The 17,802-nt window shown below is 36.9% G+C and carries 21 protein-coding genes; 5 read left to right on the forward strand and 16 right to left on the reverse strand.

Annotated elements, in window-relative coordinates; genetic code table 11:
- Nucleotides 1–9 precede the first annotated feature (9 nt).
- Nucleotides 10–147, reverse strand: coding sequence for a hypothetical protein (locus tag BTO23_RS16385; RefSeq protein ID WP_105064051.1), 138 nt, complete (start codon nucleotides 145–147; stop codon nucleotides 10–12).
- 181 nt (nucleotides 148–328) lie between these two features.
- Between BTO23_RS16385 and BTO23_RS16390 the strand changes: the two genes are divergently transcribed.
- Complete coding sequence (locus BTO23_RS16390) at nucleotides 329–1,276, forward strand: ChaN family lipoprotein (RefSeq protein ID WP_105064052.1); 948 nt, start codon at nucleotides 329–331, stop codon at nucleotides 1,274–1,276.
- Nucleotides 1,277–1,369: 93 nt separating this feature from the next.
- On the opposite strand, the gene BTO23_RS16395 is transcribed toward BTO23_RS16390, so the two are convergent.
- From BTO23_RS16395 to BTO23_RS16445, 11 genes are all read right to left on the reverse strand, one after another.
- The gene (locus tag BTO23_RS16395) at nucleotides 1,370–1,888 is read right to left on the reverse strand and encodes a DUF3833 domain-containing protein (RefSeq protein ID WP_061029288.1); all 519 of its coding nucleotides are present in this window, start codon (nucleotides 1,886–1,888) and stop codon (nucleotides 1,370–1,372) included.
- Between the two features lie 2 nt (nucleotides 1,889–1,890).
- Nucleotides 1,891–2,391 (reverse strand): chalcone isomerase family protein, encoded by a 501-nt coding sequence (locus BTO23_RS16400; protein WP_105064053.1) that lies wholly within the window; start codon nucleotides 2,389–2,391, stop codon nucleotides 1,891–1,893.
- Nucleotides 2,339–2,908, reverse strand: coding sequence for a DUF2878 domain-containing protein (locus tag BTO23_RS16405; protein ID WP_105064054.1), 570 nt, complete (start codon nucleotides 2,906–2,908; stop codon nucleotides 2,339–2,341). The genes BTO23_RS16400 and BTO23_RS16405 overlap by 53 nt, the downstream gene beginning before the upstream one ends.
- A 79-nt stretch (nucleotides 2,909–2,987) precedes the next feature.
- Entirely contained in the window at nucleotides 2,988–4,262 is a 1,275-nt protein-coding gene (locus tag BTO23_RS16410) for an SAM-dependent methyltransferase (protein ID WP_105064055.1), read from the reverse strand.
- A gap of 10 nt (nucleotides 4,263–4,272) precedes the next feature.
- The gene (locus BTO23_RS16415) at nucleotides 4,273–5,004 is read right to left on the reverse strand and encodes a DUF1365 domain-containing protein (RefSeq protein WP_060992906.1); all 732 of its coding nucleotides are present in this window, start codon (nucleotides 5,002–5,004) and stop codon (nucleotides 4,273–4,275) included.
- Nucleotides 5,001–6,278, reverse strand: a complete 1,278-nt coding sequence (locus BTO23_RS16420; RefSeq protein WP_105064056.1) for an NAD(P)/FAD-dependent oxidoreductase — start codon at nucleotides 6,276–6,278, stop codon at nucleotides 5,001–5,003. The genes BTO23_RS16415 and BTO23_RS16420 overlap by 4 nt, the downstream gene beginning before the upstream one ends.
- Nucleotides 6,278–7,015: an SDR family NAD(P)-dependent oxidoreductase gene (locus BTO23_RS16425; RefSeq protein ID WP_105064057.1), complete on the reverse strand. Its 738-nt coding sequence runs from the start codon at nucleotides 7,013–7,015 to the stop codon at nucleotides 6,278–6,280. Before BTO23_RS16425 ends, BTO23_RS16420 begins: the two co-directional genes overlap by 1 nt.
- Entirely contained in the window at nucleotides 7,012–7,440 is a 429-nt protein-coding gene (locus BTO23_RS16430) for a nuclear transport factor 2 family protein (RefSeq protein WP_061012637.1), read from the reverse strand. The genes BTO23_RS16425 and BTO23_RS16430 overlap by 4 nt, the downstream gene beginning before the upstream one ends.
- A gap of 124 nt (nucleotides 7,441–7,564) precedes the next feature.
- A complete protein-coding gene (locus BTO23_RS16435; RefSeq protein WP_060992902.1) occupies nucleotides 7,565–8,218 on the reverse strand; it encodes a ChrR family anti-sigma-E factor in 654 nt (217 codons plus the stop codon).
- The gene (locus BTO23_RS16440) at nucleotides 8,211–8,819 is read right to left on the reverse strand and encodes a sigma-70 family RNA polymerase sigma factor (RefSeq protein WP_060992901.1); all 609 of its coding nucleotides are present in this window, start codon (nucleotides 8,817–8,819) and stop codon (nucleotides 8,211–8,213) included. The genes BTO23_RS16435 and BTO23_RS16440 overlap by 8 nt, the downstream gene beginning before the upstream one ends.
- 166 nt (nucleotides 8,820–8,985) lie before the next feature.
- Nucleotides 8,986–11,022, reverse strand: coding sequence for an EAL domain-containing protein (locus tag BTO23_RS16445; protein WP_245922130.1), 2,037 nt, complete (start codon nucleotides 11,020–11,022; stop codon nucleotides 8,986–8,988).
- Nucleotides 11,023–11,224: 202 nt separating this feature from the next.
- Here BTO23_RS16445 and BTO23_RS16450 point away from each other — a divergent pair, with 202 nt between their 5' ends.
- On the forward strand, nucleotides 11,225–11,539 hold the full coding sequence (locus BTO23_RS16450) for a c-type cytochrome (protein WP_060992899.1): 315 nt from the start codon (nucleotides 11,225–11,227) through the stop codon (nucleotides 11,537–11,539).
- Here BTO23_RS16450 and BTO23_RS16455 read toward each other — a convergent pair.
- The 3 genes from BTO23_RS16455 to BTO23_RS16465 form a co-directional block, all read right to left on the reverse strand.
- Nucleotides 11,506–12,738, reverse strand: coding sequence for a cysteine desulfurase-like protein (locus tag BTO23_RS16455; protein ID WP_060992898.1), 1,233 nt, complete (start codon nucleotides 12,736–12,738; stop codon nucleotides 11,506–11,508). The genes BTO23_RS16450 and BTO23_RS16455 overlap by 34 nt on opposite strands.
- Complete coding sequence (locus BTO23_RS16460; RefSeq protein ID WP_060992897.1) at nucleotides 12,722–13,378, reverse strand: 2OG-Fe dioxygenase family protein; 657 nt, start codon at nucleotides 13,376–13,378, stop codon at nucleotides 12,722–12,724. The genes BTO23_RS16455 and BTO23_RS16460 overlap by 17 nt, the downstream gene beginning before the upstream one ends.
- Nucleotides 13,379–13,596: 218 nt before the next feature.
- Nucleotides 13,597–14,787 carry a multidrug effflux MFS transporter gene (locus tag BTO23_RS16465; RefSeq protein WP_425427828.1) on the reverse strand — a complete coding sequence of 397 codons (1,191 nt, stop codon included), beginning with the start codon at nucleotides 14,785–14,787 and terminating at the stop codon, nucleotides 13,597–13,599.
- Between the two features lie 102 nt (nucleotides 14,788–14,889).
- Between BTO23_RS16465 and BTO23_RS16470 the strand changes: the two genes are divergently transcribed.
- Together BTO23_RS16470 and BTO23_RS16475 are read left to right on the forward strand one after the other, a co-directional pair.
- The gene (locus BTO23_RS16470) at nucleotides 14,890–15,762 is read left to right on the forward strand and encodes a LysR family transcriptional regulator (protein ID WP_061029269.1); all 873 of its coding nucleotides are present in this window, start codon (nucleotides 14,890–14,892) and stop codon (nucleotides 15,760–15,762) included.
- Between the two features lie 110 nt (nucleotides 15,763–15,872).
- Nucleotides 15,873–16,493, forward strand: a complete 621-nt coding sequence (locus BTO23_RS16475) for a LysE family translocator (protein WP_060992894.1) — start codon at nucleotides 15,873–15,875, stop codon at nucleotides 16,491–16,493.
- Nucleotides 16,494–16,664: 171 nt separating this feature from the next.
- Here BTO23_RS16475 and BTO23_RS16480 read toward each other — a convergent pair whose 3' ends face one another.
- On the reverse strand, nucleotides 16,665–16,847 hold the full coding sequence (locus BTO23_RS16480; protein ID WP_105064059.1) for a hypothetical protein: 183 nt from the start codon (nucleotides 16,845–16,847) through the stop codon (nucleotides 16,665–16,667).
- 143 nt (nucleotides 16,848–16,990) lie between these two features.
- On the opposite strand from BTO23_RS16480, the gene BTO23_RS16485 reads away from it, so the two are divergent.
- Nucleotides 16,991–17,740: a phosphatase gene (locus tag BTO23_RS16485; protein ID WP_105064060.1), complete on the forward strand. Its 750-nt coding sequence runs from the start codon at nucleotides 16,991–16,993 to the stop codon at nucleotides 17,738–17,740.
- Nucleotides 17,741–17,802: the final 62 nt, after the last annotated feature.

Below are 17,802 nucleotides of genomic sequence, written 5' to 3' on the forward strand. Positions count from 1 at the left end.
TTGAAAACATTAATCGTTGAGGGTGGTGTCAGAACCGCTCTCAACCTCTATTGAATTATGGAAGTATAGGCCCGCTTCAATTGCGTCTAGCCACTCTAATTCCACCTCTTCATGATATCTAGTTTTATCAAGGTAGTTTGCACTCATATTAATATCCTTATGTGAGTTCCAAGAGCCCGATTATACGAGTCTTGAATTGCAATACTGTGACAGAGATACAAAATCCTATTCAAATCGCACCACTACAAATGGTAATGATTATTATTAAGATTGAATTATCTCTCGTTTTATCCTACTCTATAGGACTGTTCTCTACTGAATCTCTATTATGAAATCCACAGTTTTATTTTCGCTTGCTTCTGTTCTTTTGTTGTCAGGCTGCAGTCAACAAATTCAATCAACATCGGCACCTTCCCAAGCTATCACCAGTTTCTATGATTATCAATTACTATCACCAACAGGATCTCCTTTATCTCTTACTGCTTTACCTCAAGAGATAATTGACGCCGATGTTATTCTGGTAGGTGAATGGCACACCCACGCAGCAGTTCACCGTTTTCAAACCGACTTATTTAAACAGCTCTCTGCGACAAACCCTGAATTAGCTCTATCTATGGAGCAGTTCAGCCGTAATAAACAGACGGTTGTTAACGAATACTTAACCGGTAAAATTGGTGAGCAAACATTAATGTCTGACGCTAGCGCCTGGCCTAATTATGAAAGTGACTATCGTCCATTAATTGAACTCGCAAAAGCAGAAGAACGTGATGTCATCGCAGCAAACGCACCAAAATCAATCGTAAAATGTATTGGTCAACAAGGCATTAGTTATTTAGATAAGCTCGATGTTGATGAGAAATCATGGTTGGCTAAAAACATCGATCTTTCTGACTCACCTTATAAGTCAAAGTTCTTATCTTCTATGCACCACGGCGATGAAGAACAAACTCAGAAACAATTTGCAGCTCAAATGACGTGGGACGCAACAATGGCGGAAAGTATCGTCAATTATTTACGTCAACATCCTGATTCTCAAGTTATGCATATTGCAGGAAAGTTTCATATTGAAAATGGCCTAGGGACAGCAGCACAGATAGTAAAATTAAACCCAAATCTTAATGTCGTGGTTATCTCTCCACTAGAAAAAGCCTCTAATGAAGGCTCTGACTATCAACTGGAAGTTTTAGCTCCGCCAAAACGCTTTGTGAAACAAGAAAACATGATGAAAGCATACAAAGCGATTAAAAACCGTAACAATGAGCTTGTGTGTAAATGATTAACTAATAAGAAATAAAAAACCACTCACTTCGACGAGGGAATAAAGTGAGTGGTTTTGGTTTAGCGGCATGTTTCATTTCAAGGTTTTTACTTATTTTCGGATAACAAGTACAACTTCACCTACTTGTATACCCCATTTATAAATTTCAGTTTGATTGATAACAACGCTATCTGAGACTTGATAAATCCAATCATCAAACTCGACTTCATAGTGTGAATCATCTACCTTTAGTATCATTGAGTATTTCCAATTAAGAGCATTACCTACGCTTTTTCCATAAGCCGTATTAAGAATATCACTGGCGGTTCCTGTGTATGAACTATCACCTAAATCTTGAATAACCCAAGTTCGCTCTTGTTCTTCACCGTCATTAAATAGAAATTGTTCGTCTAATGTTAATGTATCTCCGCTCCACTGGGCTTGAAGATCGACAGTGAATGTTCTTATCACAGTGCCATTAAAGTCCTTTACTATCCCTTCTGCTTTTAAATCATCTTGAAAAAAAGCTTTCATTGAGAATTCAGGGGTTGTACCTGCATAATCATTAATATCTTGAGAAGAACAGCCTACTAATAGAATGCTGAAAACGAATAGGATTATCTTTTTCATTATTATTCCCCTATTAATTCAAGACGTAGATCTGGGTAAGTTGTTTTTTCTGATACCCAAATATCAAGAAAAAGCTGAGAAAAGTCTTTATTCGCTATTTTTCCAATAGGTTTATCATTTAAAAAAAACTGATTATTTCCGATCTTATCAATGCTAAAAACTAGCTTGTCTTCAGGCTTAACATCAGGAAATACTTGTTCTAACTCAACTAGCCATTCATTTAGATCTGGATGCTTGATTGATTGCTCTTCCCATTGTTCTTTGGTCGCTTTAATTAAATTTTCTTTTGTTATATTACGATAATATTCAATCTCAAGTGCCTGTGGGTATTGGCCATAAACAAACTGTCCTGATGTGGTAAATAATTGCGCTTCATATACTGAGATTAAGAACCATGACAGCTCTGATTTTCCGCTACTTTGTAAACCTTGTAACGGAGCAGCAACTGCACTATTTATTGTTAACAGGCTTACCATCGTGAGTATACTTATCAATGTTCTCATAACTCTTTCCCTCATTACTTATTCTTGCTCTTAAACGCTTTTGAATAATAATAAATACGGGCAGATTGACCGCCCAGATCACTCCAATTGAAAATAAAGTGATTTGATATGAATATGAGAAATCAACGGCACCTAATCGATGGCCAGCTAAGTAATTTAATGGCCCCGCAATCGCACCAAGTAAAGCAATGAGCCCAAAATGGAAACGGGATAGCCATCCTAAACTATGGTTAATCGCGAAACCAAAATGGCACCACAATAAAATAAGCCACACAGGTATCAGTGCGTCATTAGGGAATAGATACACGCCAGTAAATGACAGTAGTACATCCCCAAAAGCACCTAACATCGAAATAAAAATGAGCAAATAAAAGTCTAACTTTCGAGTTGGTGATATTAAAAGATGAAGCAATATTGAAACGACTAAGAAAGGAATAGCTTGCTGTTGATACAGGATCACAGAAAACCACACCAACTGAAACCAGACTGCATTAATGAGAGGAAAATAACGTAACATTGAAACCTCCTACGTTACCAACCTAAATAAGTGATTGTTTGCTGACTTATCTAGGTTAGTAAATACAAATAATGGTCGACTAGCACACCCCATGCTGTGGTTTTGCAGCCACTAAATGCACAGTACTTATCTTACGTTCTAAAAAGCCACCTTCACAGTAACAAAGATAGAACTGCCATAAACGAATAAAGTCATCGCCATAACCCATTTGCTTTAAATCACTGTTAGCATCATCAAAACGTTCATACCAATGACGTAATGTTTTAGCGTAATCTAAGCCGATGTCATGTAGTGAAGTAATCACCATATCTGTGTTTTGTGCCACTTTATTTGCCATGACACTAACTGATGGTAAACAACCCCCAGGGAATATATAACGCTGAATAAAATCGACACTTTTACGATATTGGTCATAACGTTGGTCTGCAATGGTAATTGCTTGAATTAACATTTTACCTTCAGGTTTAAGGTGTCGACTACACACATCAAAAAAAGTGCTTAGATATTCGTGTCCTACAGCTTCTATCATTTCAATCGAAACTAATTTGTCATACTGACCTTCAAGGGTACGATAATCTTGCTTTAGAAGCGTAATTCGGTCTTCTAGACCTAGGGATTTTACTCTCTGCTCTGCAAAGTCATATTGAGCATCAGAAATCGTCGTTGTGGTAACATTTACGCCATAATGCTGTGCTGCATAAATAGCTAACGCTCCCCAGCCCGTGCCTATTTCAAGCAAGGTTTCACCTTCTTTTAGTTCAAGTCGCTCACAAATGGTTTTTAATTTAAATAACTGAGCTTCTTCCAAATTGGCATCTGCATTCGGGTAGATGGCACTTGAATACAACATTTCTTTATCTAGAAACATTTTGTACATTTCATTGCCTAGGTCATAGTGCGCTAAAATATTCTTTTTAGACCCTTCTTTGGTATTTTTATTGCGCTTGTGATTGATTAAATCAAAAAATTGAACCAATTTACTGAAGCTATTTTCAACTCTATCAAGTACACCTTCTTCACGGCCTAACACTTGAATAACCTTTGTTAAATTTGGACTTGTCCACCAACCAGCAACATAGGCCTCACTCGCACCAATGCCACCACCGAATAAAATTTTTCTATATGCTTCGGTGTTATTGATCTCGACTACTGCTTTCAAAGAGGCTAATGGGTCTCCCAAAACAACTTGTCCTAACTCATCATTTATCGTCAATGAGGCTTGGGTCATTTTACCTAAATAATCCAATAATACTTTACGCGCCATACCATCAATCCAGCGCATTGACTTATTGTTTTTGTCATTGGTCAGTACTGACTCTTTCAATACTGTTCTCTCTATTTGGTTACTAGCCATTGCTCTCTCCTTATTGCTCTGGGTGTGGCACAAACGGGATTCGTTTTATGAATAATTTCAATGCTTGCCAATAAATGCCCCATACTATTTTTACGGTCATCATGGGAATAGAGATCACTTGCTCACGTATATTTTTTGAATTAAATTCTTTTCGTGTCATAGCGATCGTTGCATCAAAGATTTTTTCTTGTTCTTTATCTAAGCCACGGTTTTCTAAATGTAACGATAATCGCTTGCTTGGCGCTTTAATAAACCAATGATATTTCATATTCAGATCCAAAAAAGGCGATACATGAAAGGTTTTATCTATGATTTGCTTAGAACCAATCTTTATTAAGTAATAATGGGTTTGATTCCACGGCGTATTACTCACTTCAGCCAGTAGATCCGTCAATTCATCTTGTTGGTTATAACAGTAATAAAAATTAATTGGACTAAAATAAAGCCCAAAACAACGAACCTGCCCAACAAAAAGCACTCTACCTTGGCTGTTATTTCCACCCAATTCATTCACTTTATTCCAAACAGATTCCTTTAGAGATTCATTCTGGCAGCCAAGATAATCAGAGCGTCGAAAACTTAGAGGAGCAAAACGTCCTTTTTTGAACCACCCCACCTGTTCGGTTTTTTCTAATTCATCCAAATCTAAGGCGACAAAGAACATCTGATAACTAAAACTATGCGTCTTAGTTTGAAATCGTCTGTGCCTTACGTCACCGTGATAGAGGCAGGAATTGATCATAGGCTAATTCCAAAACGTTGGCACACATCAAGAGCACTTTTCACGCCATCTTCATGGAATCCGTTATACCAATAAGCACCTGCAAAATGGGTATGGTGTCGACCACAAATTTCTTCTCGACGAGCTTGTGCTTCTATAGTGTCTGTATTAAATACAGGATGATCGTATTTATATGAGCCTAATATTTTATCTTTATGAATCAATGGCGAATTGTTTAAAGTGACACAAAACGTTGTTTCTTTAGTTTCTAATCCTTGGAGAATATTCATGTTATAAGTAACGCTAGATGGGTTATTTTTATTCCCCGTATCCAGATGATAATTCCAAGCTGCCCATGCTCGTTTTTGTATTGGCAATAAACTCTCATCCGTATGCATAACGACTTCATTTTCTTGATAAGTGAGTTTGCTTAGCACCATTTTTTCTGCTGTTGTAATATCACTTAGCATTGCTAATGACTGGTCGCCATGACAAGCCAAGACTACTTCATCAAAATCATACTGATCTTCACCATTTATTTCTAACGTTACTCCTCTAGGATTTCGAGTCACGCTCGTTACTGGGCTATTTAAATGAATGTTGTCTTTAAACGTAGCAATTAGAGGTTTAATGTATGAATGAGAACCATTAGGTACTACATACCATTGAGGTCTATTAGCAATATCTAACAAACCATGATTATGGAAAAAGCGAATAAAGAAATGCAACGGAAACGCTTTCATATCTTGTAAGCTGGATGACCAAATAGCCGCACCCATCGGTAAAATATAGTGCTCAGAAAAATAGCTACTGTATTCATTACGGTATAAGAAATCACCTAGTGTTCCATCAATATCAAGATCGATATGATCATCACCATGATCCACACTCCACAACTCTTTACACTGTTTGTTAAAGCGTAAAATCTCACTAATTAAAGATAAAAACTTAGTATTAAATAGGTTTGAGCGTTGAGCAAAAAGCGTATTTAAATTATGGCCATTATACTCAAGACCAGAAATGACATTTTTTACACTAAAACTCATTTCTGTTTCTTGCCCAGATAAACCAAGTTGAGTTAATAACTCAATGAAGTTTGGGTAAGTTCGGTCATTAAACACAATAAAACCAGTATCAATATCCCACTCTTTTCCTTCTGCTTTTACTCGTTTTGTTGCGGTATGCCCACCAATATAATCATTAGCTTCAAATACTGTTACATCATGCTCTCGTGATAATAAGTGCGCGCACACCAATCCTGAAATACCTGTACCAACCACTGCAATTTTTTTCATTATCGTTTCATCCTTAAAGCGAGCCAGTGCCATATACGGTCTGGGAGACTTCCCATTAAAATTAAGAAACTCGTAAATGGAAATGGAAAATGAATGTGTTTTTTATTTTTATCTATACCTGTAATTATATGATCTGCTGCTTTATCAACGTCGATTAACATTGGCATAGGAAAATCATTTTTATTTGTAAGCGGCGTTTTAACAAAACCAGGGGCAATCACACTAATAGTAAATTGTTCCGGTGATATATCTAATTGAAGTGACTTTGCCAAATAATGAATTGCCGCTTTACTTGATCCATACGCTTCTGCCCGTTGAAATGGTACGTAGGAAGCACTTGAACCCATTAACGCTAAGTGACCGCCCTGCTTCATTTTTGGTATTAACTCTTGTAGACAATACCCAATTGAAATGACATTAGTTGTGATCACTCGCTCAAATAATGCAGCATCAAATTGAGTCGCGTCATCGATATATTCACACGTTCCCGCATTGAGAATTACGATATCTAGCATTTCAATACTAGAAAGCGCTTCAAGAATTGAATGACTGTCATCAAGATCAAAAACGACCTCAATTAAACTACCGTTACCTTTTGCGGTCGTTAAGTAATCTGAATCAACATATCCAGAAAAATTACGACCACACGCATAAACCCGATAACCTTGGTTAAGGTATTTTTCTGTTAAAGAGAGGCCAATACCTGACGTTGCCCCTGTAATTAATATAGTTTTCATGACTGCATTCTCTTTTTAATCAGCTTCACGGCTGAACCAAGAACCGGTAAATGCTCATACAGCATTTGCCCCATGTCTAAGTAGTCTCTGTGGTAATACACTCTTTCATTGAATTTAATATGTGAGGTGCCATCAACAGAAATACATTTCCCTTTACCTATTTTAGGATGGCTGTATTCCATAGTCCAAAAAAGGCTGGCTTCACCACCATTCTCAATAACATGATGGATATGAAACTGACAATTTAAAATATTCTCGTATAAGTGTTCAAAATACTCGGTAAGCATAGGAAGCCCATCGATCTGATGTACAGCATCAATAAATTGAATATCATTGGAATAAATTTCAGGAAGGCGATGAAGGGTTGAGCGATCTAATTCACCATAAAGTGATATAAATGTAGTAACAAAATTAGAGTGCTTCATGATGATATGTCCTTATTAAACTTATGAAATACTACGTGGTAGTATTCAAAAAAGATCACATCCTGTGATCTTTTTAATAAAAGGAAATTAGCTTTAGCTTAGCTTACTTACCTATATTTATATATTAGTACAATAAGTTACCTATCGGATTAAATAATTTACTTATTCCTTGGGTAAAATGCAACGGAGCATTTTGTACGGTGTAACATAAACATCCATCAGTGGTTTTAGGGCTATGTGCATGCGAAGAATCTAACCAAATAAAATCACCTTTATGATAATGTCCTGATTCATCTTCAAAGCTGCCATCTAACAATAAGGTTAATTCAAAACCTTTATGAGTATGCGTAGGGATCACACCACCGGCATTGATGTGCAATAAGTTAGATCGTGTCGCCCCTTCTTCTATCAAACGAGCACGACTTACCGCCCCCATTTGATTCCATTTCATATCAACATAACGAGTCAATACACGAGGTAATTCATAATGAAAAGAATCAATAAAAATATGCTCTACCGATGGCTCTTTCAAATAGCTAGTTTCAACCTCGGTATTTAATATACCGTTAAGCATTTGAGAAAAATCAACCGACTCAGCTTCTGCTGGCTCTTGCCACGCTTTTGCTGCAAATTCTTGAGTTAATTTATCTGATTTACGCTTACAATGTTCACACAAATCACAATGCAGCGTCATACCAACAGCAAGAGATTCGGGTAAATCACCGTCGACATGAGAACGTAATAATGCATCGCTAGGATGATGGGTAATTTTATTCATGCTCATACTCCTGTCTTAATTTGGTTAATGCTAAACGCAGCCGTGATTTAATCGTTCCGATTGGTTCACTTAATTGTTCTGAGAGCTCTTGTTGAGTCAAGCCTTGCTCATAAATCCCTTCCACAACCACTCGTTGGTTATTAGGTAATATGCTCACTGCCTTCTTTAATTTTTTCGTTTCCAGCCAATCTAGCTCTACGGCCTCTACTTGTTTATCAAATAATGGCCACAACTCGTCACTGACCGTATCTTCTCTATTTGATTGCATTTTGCGTAACATATCAAAGCTATGATTACGCATTACCGTGAATATCCAACCAGACGCATTACCTTTGCTCTGATTGAATAGTGTCGCTTTTCGCCAAACAAGCGTCATCGTCTCTTGGACTAAATCCATTGCTAACGTTGGATCATTGAATTTCTTTAATCCATATGCTCTAATTTTGGGTGCAAACCAAGAAAACAGCTCAGAAAATGCCTGTTTATCTTGAGATAAAGCGACCTCTTGTAACCAAGCGTCTAATCTTGCTTTATCTTCTTCATCTGATTGGGTCGGTATTGGGTTCACCTGATTGCTAACCTCTACATAATGAGTTTGCATAATCATCTCCAAAGTTTTTATACTTTGTTATACGATAATGCTAAGAAATTGGATCATTATTAATACTATAACATTGCATTTATTTTAAATATTATTGATTTCAATATATTTATCACAGTATCGAAAATAAAATAATATCAACGCTGATAAGCAGTTGCTTACATAATTACGCGACTTGCTCATCCTGCAAAGTCACTAAACCAAGCTCAATAATGGCTTCTATTGCCATTGGTTTATAAAAGAAAAAGCCTTGGATGCAAGAGATACCCAAAGACTGGATAAAATCGACTTCATCTTTACTTTCTGCACCTTCAACAACTATGTTTGCACCCGTAATTTGGCCTAACTCAACCGCAAGACTAAATAGTTTTCGTCCTCGCTCAGTTCCTATGTTGAGCAATAAAGAGCGGTCTATTTTTACTTTATCGAAATCAAAACGAGATAAATAAGCGATCGAAGAATAGCCTGAACCAAAATCGTCTAACGCAATAGTAATTCCTAATTCTCTTAATTTATTAAGCGTTTTCTTGGTTTCTTTCTCATCTTTAATTAGCAATTCTTCTGTTATTTCTAACTCAAGCTGCTCAAACCGTAGTGAGCTTCTTTTTATTAATTGCATTACTGTGGTTAAAAATGTCGGTACCAACACCGTTTCTGGTGACACATTTACTGATATTTTAAAATCAGGATCATGAGCATAATTGTTTGCAGTAGCAATCGCTTTCTCAAGAACCCAGAAATCCAACTCGGGCAGTAACCCTAATTCAGAAAAAGAATCAATAAATGTTGGAGGTGTTATATGCCCAGAGTAAGAGCAGTGTCTAATTAATGCTTCTAAAGAAATAACTTTTTGCTTATCTACGTCATATTGAGGTTGGTAGTAGAGAATAAAGTCACCCGTTTTATGCAGATGTTCAACTGTTTTCTGCGCTGCCATATTTATAGATAAATGAGGGATATAACTGCCTATCGCTTTTGTTGTATCAATCTTTTCAGATGAGAAGAACCGCTCCGTCAAAGAATCTAATGCTGTTTTCCCCATACTTAACTTATCCATTCGCATGAAAAATGGATAATAAATCGCAATTCCAATCAATATAATAATACATTGTAGAATAGAACCGGATATCGCCCCATCAGTCCCTAAGTACCCGCCAATGATTGGCGGTGTCATCCAACTTATCACTCCCATAATAGGAGGAACAACTCCCCATAAGGTCGCAAAGTACGCAATAAGCAAACCAACAATAGGGGTGAGAAGAAATGGAATTATCATGATTGGGTTAAACATGATAGGTAAACCATACAATATTGGTTCATTAATATTAAAGATACTCAGTAATAAAGCCGCTTTAGCTAATGTCCTATATCCTTTATTTTTAGCAAATAACAACACACAAATGACCAAGCTTAACGTATTTCCAGAACCCCCCATCCCAGTATAAAAATCATAAAAGTTACTGGTTAGAATAGGAATAGTTCCTGAACCCGTTTCAATAAGAGCAAGACTCTCTGATGTTATTCTAAATAATTCGATTTTATAAGATGCTAAAATGACATGTCCATTGACACCAATAGACCATAGAACACCTCTAGTAAATTCATAAATAATTCCGTCAAATAATGACATGGGGTCCAGTCTTGGCATCATCAAGGTTAGATGTAATGCATCTAATATAACGAATTTTGTTCCATAGCTAATACCTAACAAAATTGAAATCACAATACAGACAGAAATCACAAGATTAATAGAACGCTCAACAACATTAGGTAAGTGAGTGTCTCTAAAAATCGATAGTAACTGAAGATATTGGTAAAAAAAACTCACTGCAATAGGGATGAAAATCGCAAATGGGAAATTAATAGGAATAAGGCTGCCTTCATGAAATAAATCCCATTGAAAACAAATGATGAAATAGAGTAAAACCGAAGAGGTAATAATGGCGATAACGGGTTGTTTATGAAGAGATGCAAGATACTGCGAAAAGAAAACAACGAGTAAGACAGGGAATAACTGAGCAATAAGGGAGCTGATCGTATTCAGTTCATAGCTAACATCTGTCCAATTTAATAGAGTGGCTCCATTTGACGCTAACAAAGAAAAAGAAGAAATTAAAGAAACCGGAAGCAACATAATAAATACGTTACTTATTCCCGCAAGGTATTTGTTCGCAGGTAAATGCTTCATTAAGTAGGTAAACACTGCAGCTCCTTGGCAGTTAGCAGCTCAAACTTAATGCATGATATACCATATAAACCACTCAAGCACTTTATTTACAATTAAAATTAACTCTATCACCAACTTAATAATAAAAACCATAACTATATCTCATTTCCAAAATTATGACCTTGACTCTTTTACAGTATAGCTTCGTAATCCACTTTCAATTTGTAAGGTACTGATAATGTATAACTATATTTTTCTTCTCTCTCTAATTTCTTTCGGCGCTATTTCTGGAGATGCTAAATTAGGTCAAATGAAGTCACCAAGCTGCGTTTATTGTCATGGTACAACAGGGGAAGCGATTAATAGCACCTACCCTAATTTAGATATGCAAAATGAGGGGTATTTATATTCTTCTATGAAAGCGTACCAAAATGGTGAGCGAACTGGGCCTCTTGCGTTAATGATGAAAGCCCAGTTACAACGACTCAATGATCAAGATTTAAAAGATATCGCAGCCTTTTACGCTAATGCGTCTAACAATGAAAACAAATAATCAATTTCATCAATGGTGTTGTAATGCATAAACCCAATACGTACAACACCACCACTCTCTTCTAATTCAAGTTGTCTAATTAACCCTAACGCATAGAAATGTCCATTCCATACGCATACATGATTCAGTCCTAATTTTTTGGCTACTTGATCTGGTGTATGACCCTTCAAGCGAATAGCAAACGTTGGTGTTCTACGTTGGCAATGTTCAGGATCGCTTATCCCAAATAACGAAATCCAAGATCGGCTTCCAAGCTTATTCAAAAAATAATGTGTTAACACTAATTCATGTTGTTGATATTGAATGAAGCTAGTCACCAGCCTTTCTCTCAAGCTGTCCCCTTTAGTTCCCCATTGAGCTAGGTATTCAATTGCGGCACTTACTCCTGCTAGACCTTCAAAACTCTGGGTGCCTGTTTCAAAACGTCCAGGGCCAATATTCGTTGCAGGTTCTACTTTGTAAGGAGAAAGTGAGTCTAAATAGAATGGTGATATATATGCAATCCCAACATGAGGTCCAAAGAATTTATATGCAGAACACACCAAAAAATCACACTCTAGAGTTTGAACATCAATCAAATGATGCGGAGCGTAATGAACGGCATCAACATAAATCATCGCGCCAAAATGATGGGTAGCCGCAACCATAGACTCAACATCAACAAGAGAGCCCGTTGTATTCGATGCATAAGTTGTCGCGACGAGTACCGTTTTATCTGACAATAACGAATAAAAATGCTCCATATCCAACGTGCAATCGTCAGTATTAACACGAACCTGATGAACAACTACGCCTTTCTCTTCTGCGGCTTGTTGCCAGCTTGATACATTAGAATAATGATCTAATGCAGTAACAATGATCTCATCACCTGCTTTCCAGTCTCGACTAATCGCTCGACTTAATTGAAAAGTCAGAGAGGTCATATTTGCCCCAAACACAATATTATTACTGCTTGGTGCATTCAATAACGCAGCACAAGCAGTTCGAGCATTATCCATGACGACATTTGTATTCTGACTCGAAAAAAAATGGCCACCTAAATTGGAGTTCGAATAGCCTAAATATTCTGTCATTGCCGTTAATACCGATGTTGGAACTTGAGAGCCTCCTGGACCATCTAAAAATAAAACGGGATGACTCTCAATTGTTTGTGAGAGAGCTTGAAATTGAGGACGTACGCTATCAGGCGTGAAAGTCATTAGCTTCATCCTTTGCTGTTAATACAAATACATCCATATGCCCTTCATGCGCGTGGTCAACCAAGCGTATTGGTTTTCCGTTATGCCACAATTTTCTATCGTCAACCATGGCGACTTCTCCATCTTCTAAAATCTTTATAAAAAATGGTTCTTCATTAGAGTCTTTATAAACAAGCAATTCACCACCTTCGATATTAGAACGATCAATACCAATCAAAGCAATATGATCAAAACCGTCTTGGTGAACACCCTCTGGTGCTATTTCCGTTTCTTCATAAATAGCGGAGATCCGCATTTGATGTATCTCGATCTCTTGACCATTCGGAAGATGATTTAGACCCATAAAGACTTGGCACATTTCAGCCATGCCTTCACTGTGTAAAATATGCGCTTCAATACCTTCAAATTCACGAACAATATCTCCTTGAAAATGATTAATATCTTCACTCTGAACAAAGTTATGTTTGCTGGTTTCAACCACTTTTTCATTAACAACACGAATTACGGAATAGCGACGCAATCGGAAGTTACCATCAGCATGAGTAGTCTTAGGTAGGCCTGTAAATGAGGGTGCGAGTTGGTGAACAGCAGCATGACTTAATTGTGTCAGCTGCAATGTTGTATCATGTGAATAAATCATATTGCCTCCTGCATAATAAGATTAACATTTAATTTACATCTTTATTATTTACGCAGAAATGCTGATAAATCAAATAAAACAGTCCTTTCATTTGCACACTTTTGAATATTCGACACATAACTCCACATTAAGATTGTAAGCAGAAACTAAATTCTAATTATCTTTTTTAACTGCCTTTAAAACCAGAACTCTTCACTAAAATAAATGCATATCATTGATTATCCGTCATTAATTAGACTTCTTACCCGTTTATTCCATAGTAATACAAAGAACATGATGAGAGTAATAGTTAAATAAAACACTCCTAAAGAATGCTGATTTGTTACCCAACTTTTCACGAGATAACCACCAAATACACCGGCAAGGCCCATTTGAATAGATCCTGATAACGCTGAAATCGTCCCTACTTTTTTAGTATGCGGAGCAAGTAATAAGTTAATAGACAGTGGGAATGTAATACCTTGAGCAACGGCTAATAAGGTAAACGCAAAGACTAAAGAAAACAGTGAGGTATCAAAACTTATCAGCCATAAACCAGATAAGGTCATAATACCAAGGGCAATACCAATTAAAATATCAACAGAACAACGCTTATTTAAGCTATTAAGAATAAAACTGCCTATCATTAAACCTGCAGAAGGAATAATCATTACTTGACCATACTCGGCCGTCGTTAAACCTAATCCCTCTTGAAGCAAAAAAGGCAATAAGGAAACAGACACAAGGCTACCTAAATAACTAACCCAATTTAAACTTGCACTAGAAATAACCTGAGCGTTAGAAAAGAGTGAACCATAGTCACGCAATGTTTGAGTAAAGCTAAACTTCTGAGGTTTATAGGGTAGTGTTTCAGGAAGAATAAAGTACCCAATGGTTAAAATACAGCTTAAGTATATCAATACAAAACCAAACACCCACTGCCAGCTAAAATGCCAAGCAATCCAGCCGCCCATAACAGGTGCAAGAATCGGCAAAATAGAGGCGGTAATGGAAATATAAGACATCGCTTTAGTCAAATGATGTCCACTGTAGCTATCTCTTAATACACTTCGGCCTAATACTGATGCGCTACCCGCTCCTAGACCTTGCAGTAAACGCCCTAACACTAAAGCAGTAAAGTTATCTGTCATTGAAAAACATAAGACAGTACCTAACAAATAAATCCCCTGCCCTAAAATAAAGATTGGTCGCCTACCTAATGCATCAGATAGAGGTCCATAGAACAACTGAGAGCCACCAAAGCCAACTAAAAATAACGTAACAAGTAACTGAACATCTGCAGGGGAAACACCAAGATCTTGGCTAATTAAAGGCAATGACGGCAGATAAATGCTCACACCAACTTGCCCCGTTGCAATAATCATCATTGCAAGAAGTAACGGTGTTTTATTTAAGCGGCCGGCAGGCAGCGCTGAGATATTATTTTTATTCATTTAATCAGTTTACATTCAATCGATATGATTGATAATAGCTATCATAGGAATCAAATTAAGTCCAAATAGGAACTAATCATGGATTGGATTGAAAGCGTTAGAAGTTATATTAAAGTTGTTGAAGAAGGTAGCTTTAATGCTGCAGCTTTAGTACTAAATACATCAGGCTCAGCCATCAGTAAACGCATAAATTGGCTTGAAGAACGAGTTGGAGTGCAGCTATTAACTCGAACCACTCGCTCAGTACACCAGACTGATGCGGGTATTTTATTTTATCAACGAGCGCGCTTGCAGCTTGATCAATGGCAACACCTTGTCGATGAAACTCGAGCAATTAACCAGACTCCTACGGGGTTATTAAAAATAGGCGCTACTCTTGCTGTTGGTTCTAAATTTATTATTCAATATTTAGACGAATTTTTAGTTACTTATCCAAAGATTAAAGTTCAATTAGTAACGACGTTACCCGGGCAAGTTCCTGAAAGTAATATTGATGTATTCATTAGCCGTGAATTAGAACAATTAAATACATTTAGTTATAAATCTACTCCACTTTTTGAGCATCATTCTGGTTTTTTTGCTTCTAAGGAATATATTGAGAAAAAGGGAATGCCCACTAGTCTTGATGATCTCAAACGTCATAATATGCTTATATGGGGGGAGCGCCCTATTAGAGAAGTGAAATTATCGAATGGCAAGCGCATTACTTTACGCGGTAATTTTGCGACCACAAATCCAGAAGCTTTATTTCATGCCGCTAAACGAGGCATGGGGATATTATTAACAAGTAAGCAAATGTTGATTGATGATATTCAATCAGGAAATCTCGTTGCAGTACTTCCTGAATTTACTACAGATCACACCTTAGTTAATGCTTATTATCCGACATTAGATTACGAACATACCCGAACCCAACTTTTTATTAAATACCTAAAAAGTAAACTAAGTTGACGTGTGTAACACTATTAACATGTTTCATATTATGAATGAACATTTGTATTGATTTTGAACTCAATATTCGTACTCTGTTTTGATTATCTCTTAAAACTAAATAGACACAAATGAATACTGCAATTTTATGGGCTTTTATCCCTACCTTTTTCTTCGTTTCTGTTACTCCTGGCATGTGTATGACATTAGCTCTTAGTTTAGGTATGAGCATTGGTTATAAACGTACACTTTGGATGATGATGGGAGAACTGGTTGGCGTCGCTGTTGTGGCTGTTGCTGCTGTCTTAGGTGTCGCTGCCATTATGCTAAATTACCCATGGCTGTTTACTGTATTTAAAGCTATCGGGGCAAGTTACCTTGCTTATATTGGCATCCAAATGTGGCGCTCAAGAGGCAAGTTGGCGATGAGTGCTGAACAAACCGAAGTACCTAAAGGCAAAGATTGGGATCTAGTAGTACAAGGCTTTGTCACTGCGATAGCAAACCCTAAAGGCTGGGCTTTCATGGTTTCGTTACTTCCTCCATTTATTGATGGAAGTAATCCTATTGGGCCGCAATTAGTTGCTCTCGTATCTATTATTTTAATCTGTGAATTTTTATGTATGACACTTTATGCTGCTGGCGGCAAGGGGCTTAAACGCGTATTAGGTCATTCTAATAACGTGAAAATAATGAATCGTATTTCGGGTAGCTTAATGATTGGCGTTGCGATTTGGTTATTCGTTGGATAATCAAAAAATTTAATGATGTTTAAGTAAGACGATCTACGCGAGTGGTCGCTTAATTTAGCATTGCACAGAAAGGTTAACTGCATTTATATAGTAGATCAAGGACGATCGAAGCAGTTGAAAGATAAGAAGGTATGGATGAGCAGAAAGATAGAGAAATTAAATCATTAAAAATTAATTTCTCATTACTTCTGCCAGCATATCCAATTCTTCATCAGTAAGCAGTCCATTCTCTGACTTATTAGCTTTGGCTGCTGCTTTTTCTTCTAATTTTTTAGCGATCGCATATTGAAGACTTCTCAACTGGTATACTGTGAGTTCGTTTAGATCACTCTTTAATGTCTCTGTATTAATCATAATAAACCTTGTATATATTACGTTTCATATCAATAGTGTGAATAATAGTTCTCTTTTTCCTACTCTTTGTCAGACAAATGTCAAAGCTAAAAGTTGCAAAAATAAGTTATACTAATCACATTGTTGTTTAATGGAGAAAACAAATGCGCATTCAAGTAGATACACATACTCATACCTACGCTAGCGGTCACGCTTACAGCACTATCAGCGAAAACGCTTTTTCAGCCTCTCTGCTTGGCTTGCCTATGTTTTGTACGACAGACCACGCCTCTCTAATGCCAGGAGCCCCTCATTATTGGTTTTTTAGCAACCAACGAGTCCTGCCTCGCTTTCTTCATGGTGTAGCGATTATCAGAGGTTGCGAAGTTAATATTCGCAATATAGAAGGCGATATTGATATTCCACCTTCCGTTGACCAAAACCTCGACTGGGTCATCGCAAGCTTCCATGAACCTGTTTTTTCTCCTACAAATAAGTTAGTACACACCCAAGCATTAATCAAGATTATAGAATCAGGTCGCGTTGATGCTTTAGGTCATTTGGGTAATCCAAACTTTGATTTTAACTTTAAAAAGGTAATTCAGTGTGCTGCTGATCATAATGTAGCGATTGAAATTAATAACACGTCTCTTAAAGGTGGAAGTCGAATAGGAAGTATTGATCGTTGTTATGAGATAGCAAAAACAGCAAAAGAATTAGGCGCTTTTATCACGACTGGCAGTGATGCTCATTTTTGTGAGGATATTGGTAAGTTTGAGAAAGTAGAACAGCTTATTGATGCAATTAACTTCCCATTAGATAAAATTATTACTCATACACCTAAGCAATTTTTAAGCTTTCTTGCTTTGCGTGGACGAACGCCAATTACAGAATTTGAAGCATTAGTACAATAGCTTTCAACGTGTTCTAATTTTAGTTCTAGATCGGTATATAAAAAATGGAAGGCTATCATTAA

The organism is Aliivibrio sifiae (genome assembly GCF_002954715.1).
GTDB lineage: Bacteria > Pseudomonadota > Gammaproteobacteria > Enterobacterales > Vibrionaceae > Aliivibrio > Aliivibrio sifiae.

What these genes read in the sequence shown, in the direction of transcription:
- BTO23_RS16410 (WP_105064055.1), bottom strand. Translation starts at nt 4,262, where the DNA reads ATGGCTAGTAACCAAATAGAGAGAACAGTATTGAAAGAGTCAGTACTG.
- BTO23_RS16400 (WP_105064053.1), bottom strand. Translation starts at nt 2,391, where the DNA reads ATGAGAACATTGATAAGTATACTCACGATGGTAAGCCTGTTAACAATA.
- BTO23_RS16485 (WP_105064060.1), top strand. Translation starts at nt 16,991, where the DNA reads ATGCGCATTCAAGTAGATACACATACTCATACCTACGCTAGCGGTCAC.
- BTO23_RS16390 (WP_105064052.1), top strand. Translation starts at nt 329, where the DNA reads ATGAAATCCACAGTTTTATTTTCGCTTGCTTCTGTTCTTTTGTTGTCA.
- BTO23_RS16440 (WP_060992901.1), bottom strand. Translation starts at nt 8,819, where the DNA reads ATGCAAACTCATTATGTAGAGGTTAGCAATCAGGTGAACCCAATACCG.
- BTO23_RS16480 (WP_105064059.1), bottom strand. Translation starts at nt 16,847, where the DNA reads ATGATTAATACAGAGACATTAAAGAGTGATCTAAACGAACTCACAGTA.
- BTO23_RS16385 (WP_105064051.1), bottom strand. Translation starts at nt 147, where the DNA reads ATGAGTGCAAACTACCTTGATAAAACTAGATATCATGAAGAGGTGGAA.
- BTO23_RS16425 (WP_105064057.1), bottom strand. Translation starts at nt 7,015, where the DNA reads ATGAAAACTATATTAATTACAGGGGCAACGTCAGGTATTGGCCTCTCT.
- BTO23_RS16460 (WP_060992897.1), bottom strand. Translation starts at nt 13,378, where the DNA reads ATGATTTATTCACATGATACAACATTGCAGCTGACACAATTAAGTCAT.
- BTO23_RS16455 (WP_060992898.1), bottom strand. Translation starts at nt 12,738, where the DNA reads ATGACTTTCACGCCTGATAGCGTACGTCCTCAATTTCAAGCTCTCTCA.
- BTO23_RS16470 (WP_061029269.1), top strand. Translation starts at nt 14,890, where the DNA reads ATGGATTGGATTGAAAGCGTTAGAAGTTATATTAAAGTTGTTGAAGAA.
- BTO23_RS16395 (WP_061029288.1), bottom strand. Translation starts at nt 1,888, where the DNA reads ATGAAAAAGATAATCCTATTCGTTTTCAGCATTCTATTAGTAGGCTGT.
- BTO23_RS16450 (WP_060992899.1), top strand. Translation starts at nt 11,225, where the DNA reads ATGTATAACTATATTTTTCTTCTCTCTCTAATTTCTTTCGGCGCTATT.
- BTO23_RS16475 (WP_060992894.1), top strand. Translation starts at nt 15,873, where the DNA reads ATGAATACTGCAATTTTATGGGCTTTTATCCCTACCTTTTTCTTCGTT.
- BTO23_RS16435 (WP_060992902.1), bottom strand. Translation starts at nt 8,218, where the DNA reads ATGAATAAAATTACCCATCATCCTAGCGATGCATTATTACGTTCTCAT.
- BTO23_RS16430 (WP_061012637.1), bottom strand. Translation starts at nt 7,440, where the DNA reads ATGAAGCACTCTAATTTTGTTACTACATTTATATCACTTTATGGTGAA.
- BTO23_RS16420 (WP_105064056.1), bottom strand. Translation starts at nt 6,278, where the DNA reads ATGAAAAAAATTGCAGTGGTTGGTACAGGTATTTCAGGATTGGTGTGC.
- BTO23_RS16415 (WP_060992906.1), bottom strand. Translation starts at nt 5,004, where the DNA reads ATGATCAATTCCTGCCTCTATCACGGTGACGTAAGGCACAGACGATTT.
- BTO23_RS16405 (WP_105064054.1), bottom strand. Translation starts at nt 2,908, where the DNA reads ATGTTACGTTATTTTCCTCTCATTAATGCAGTCTGGTTTCAGTTGGTG.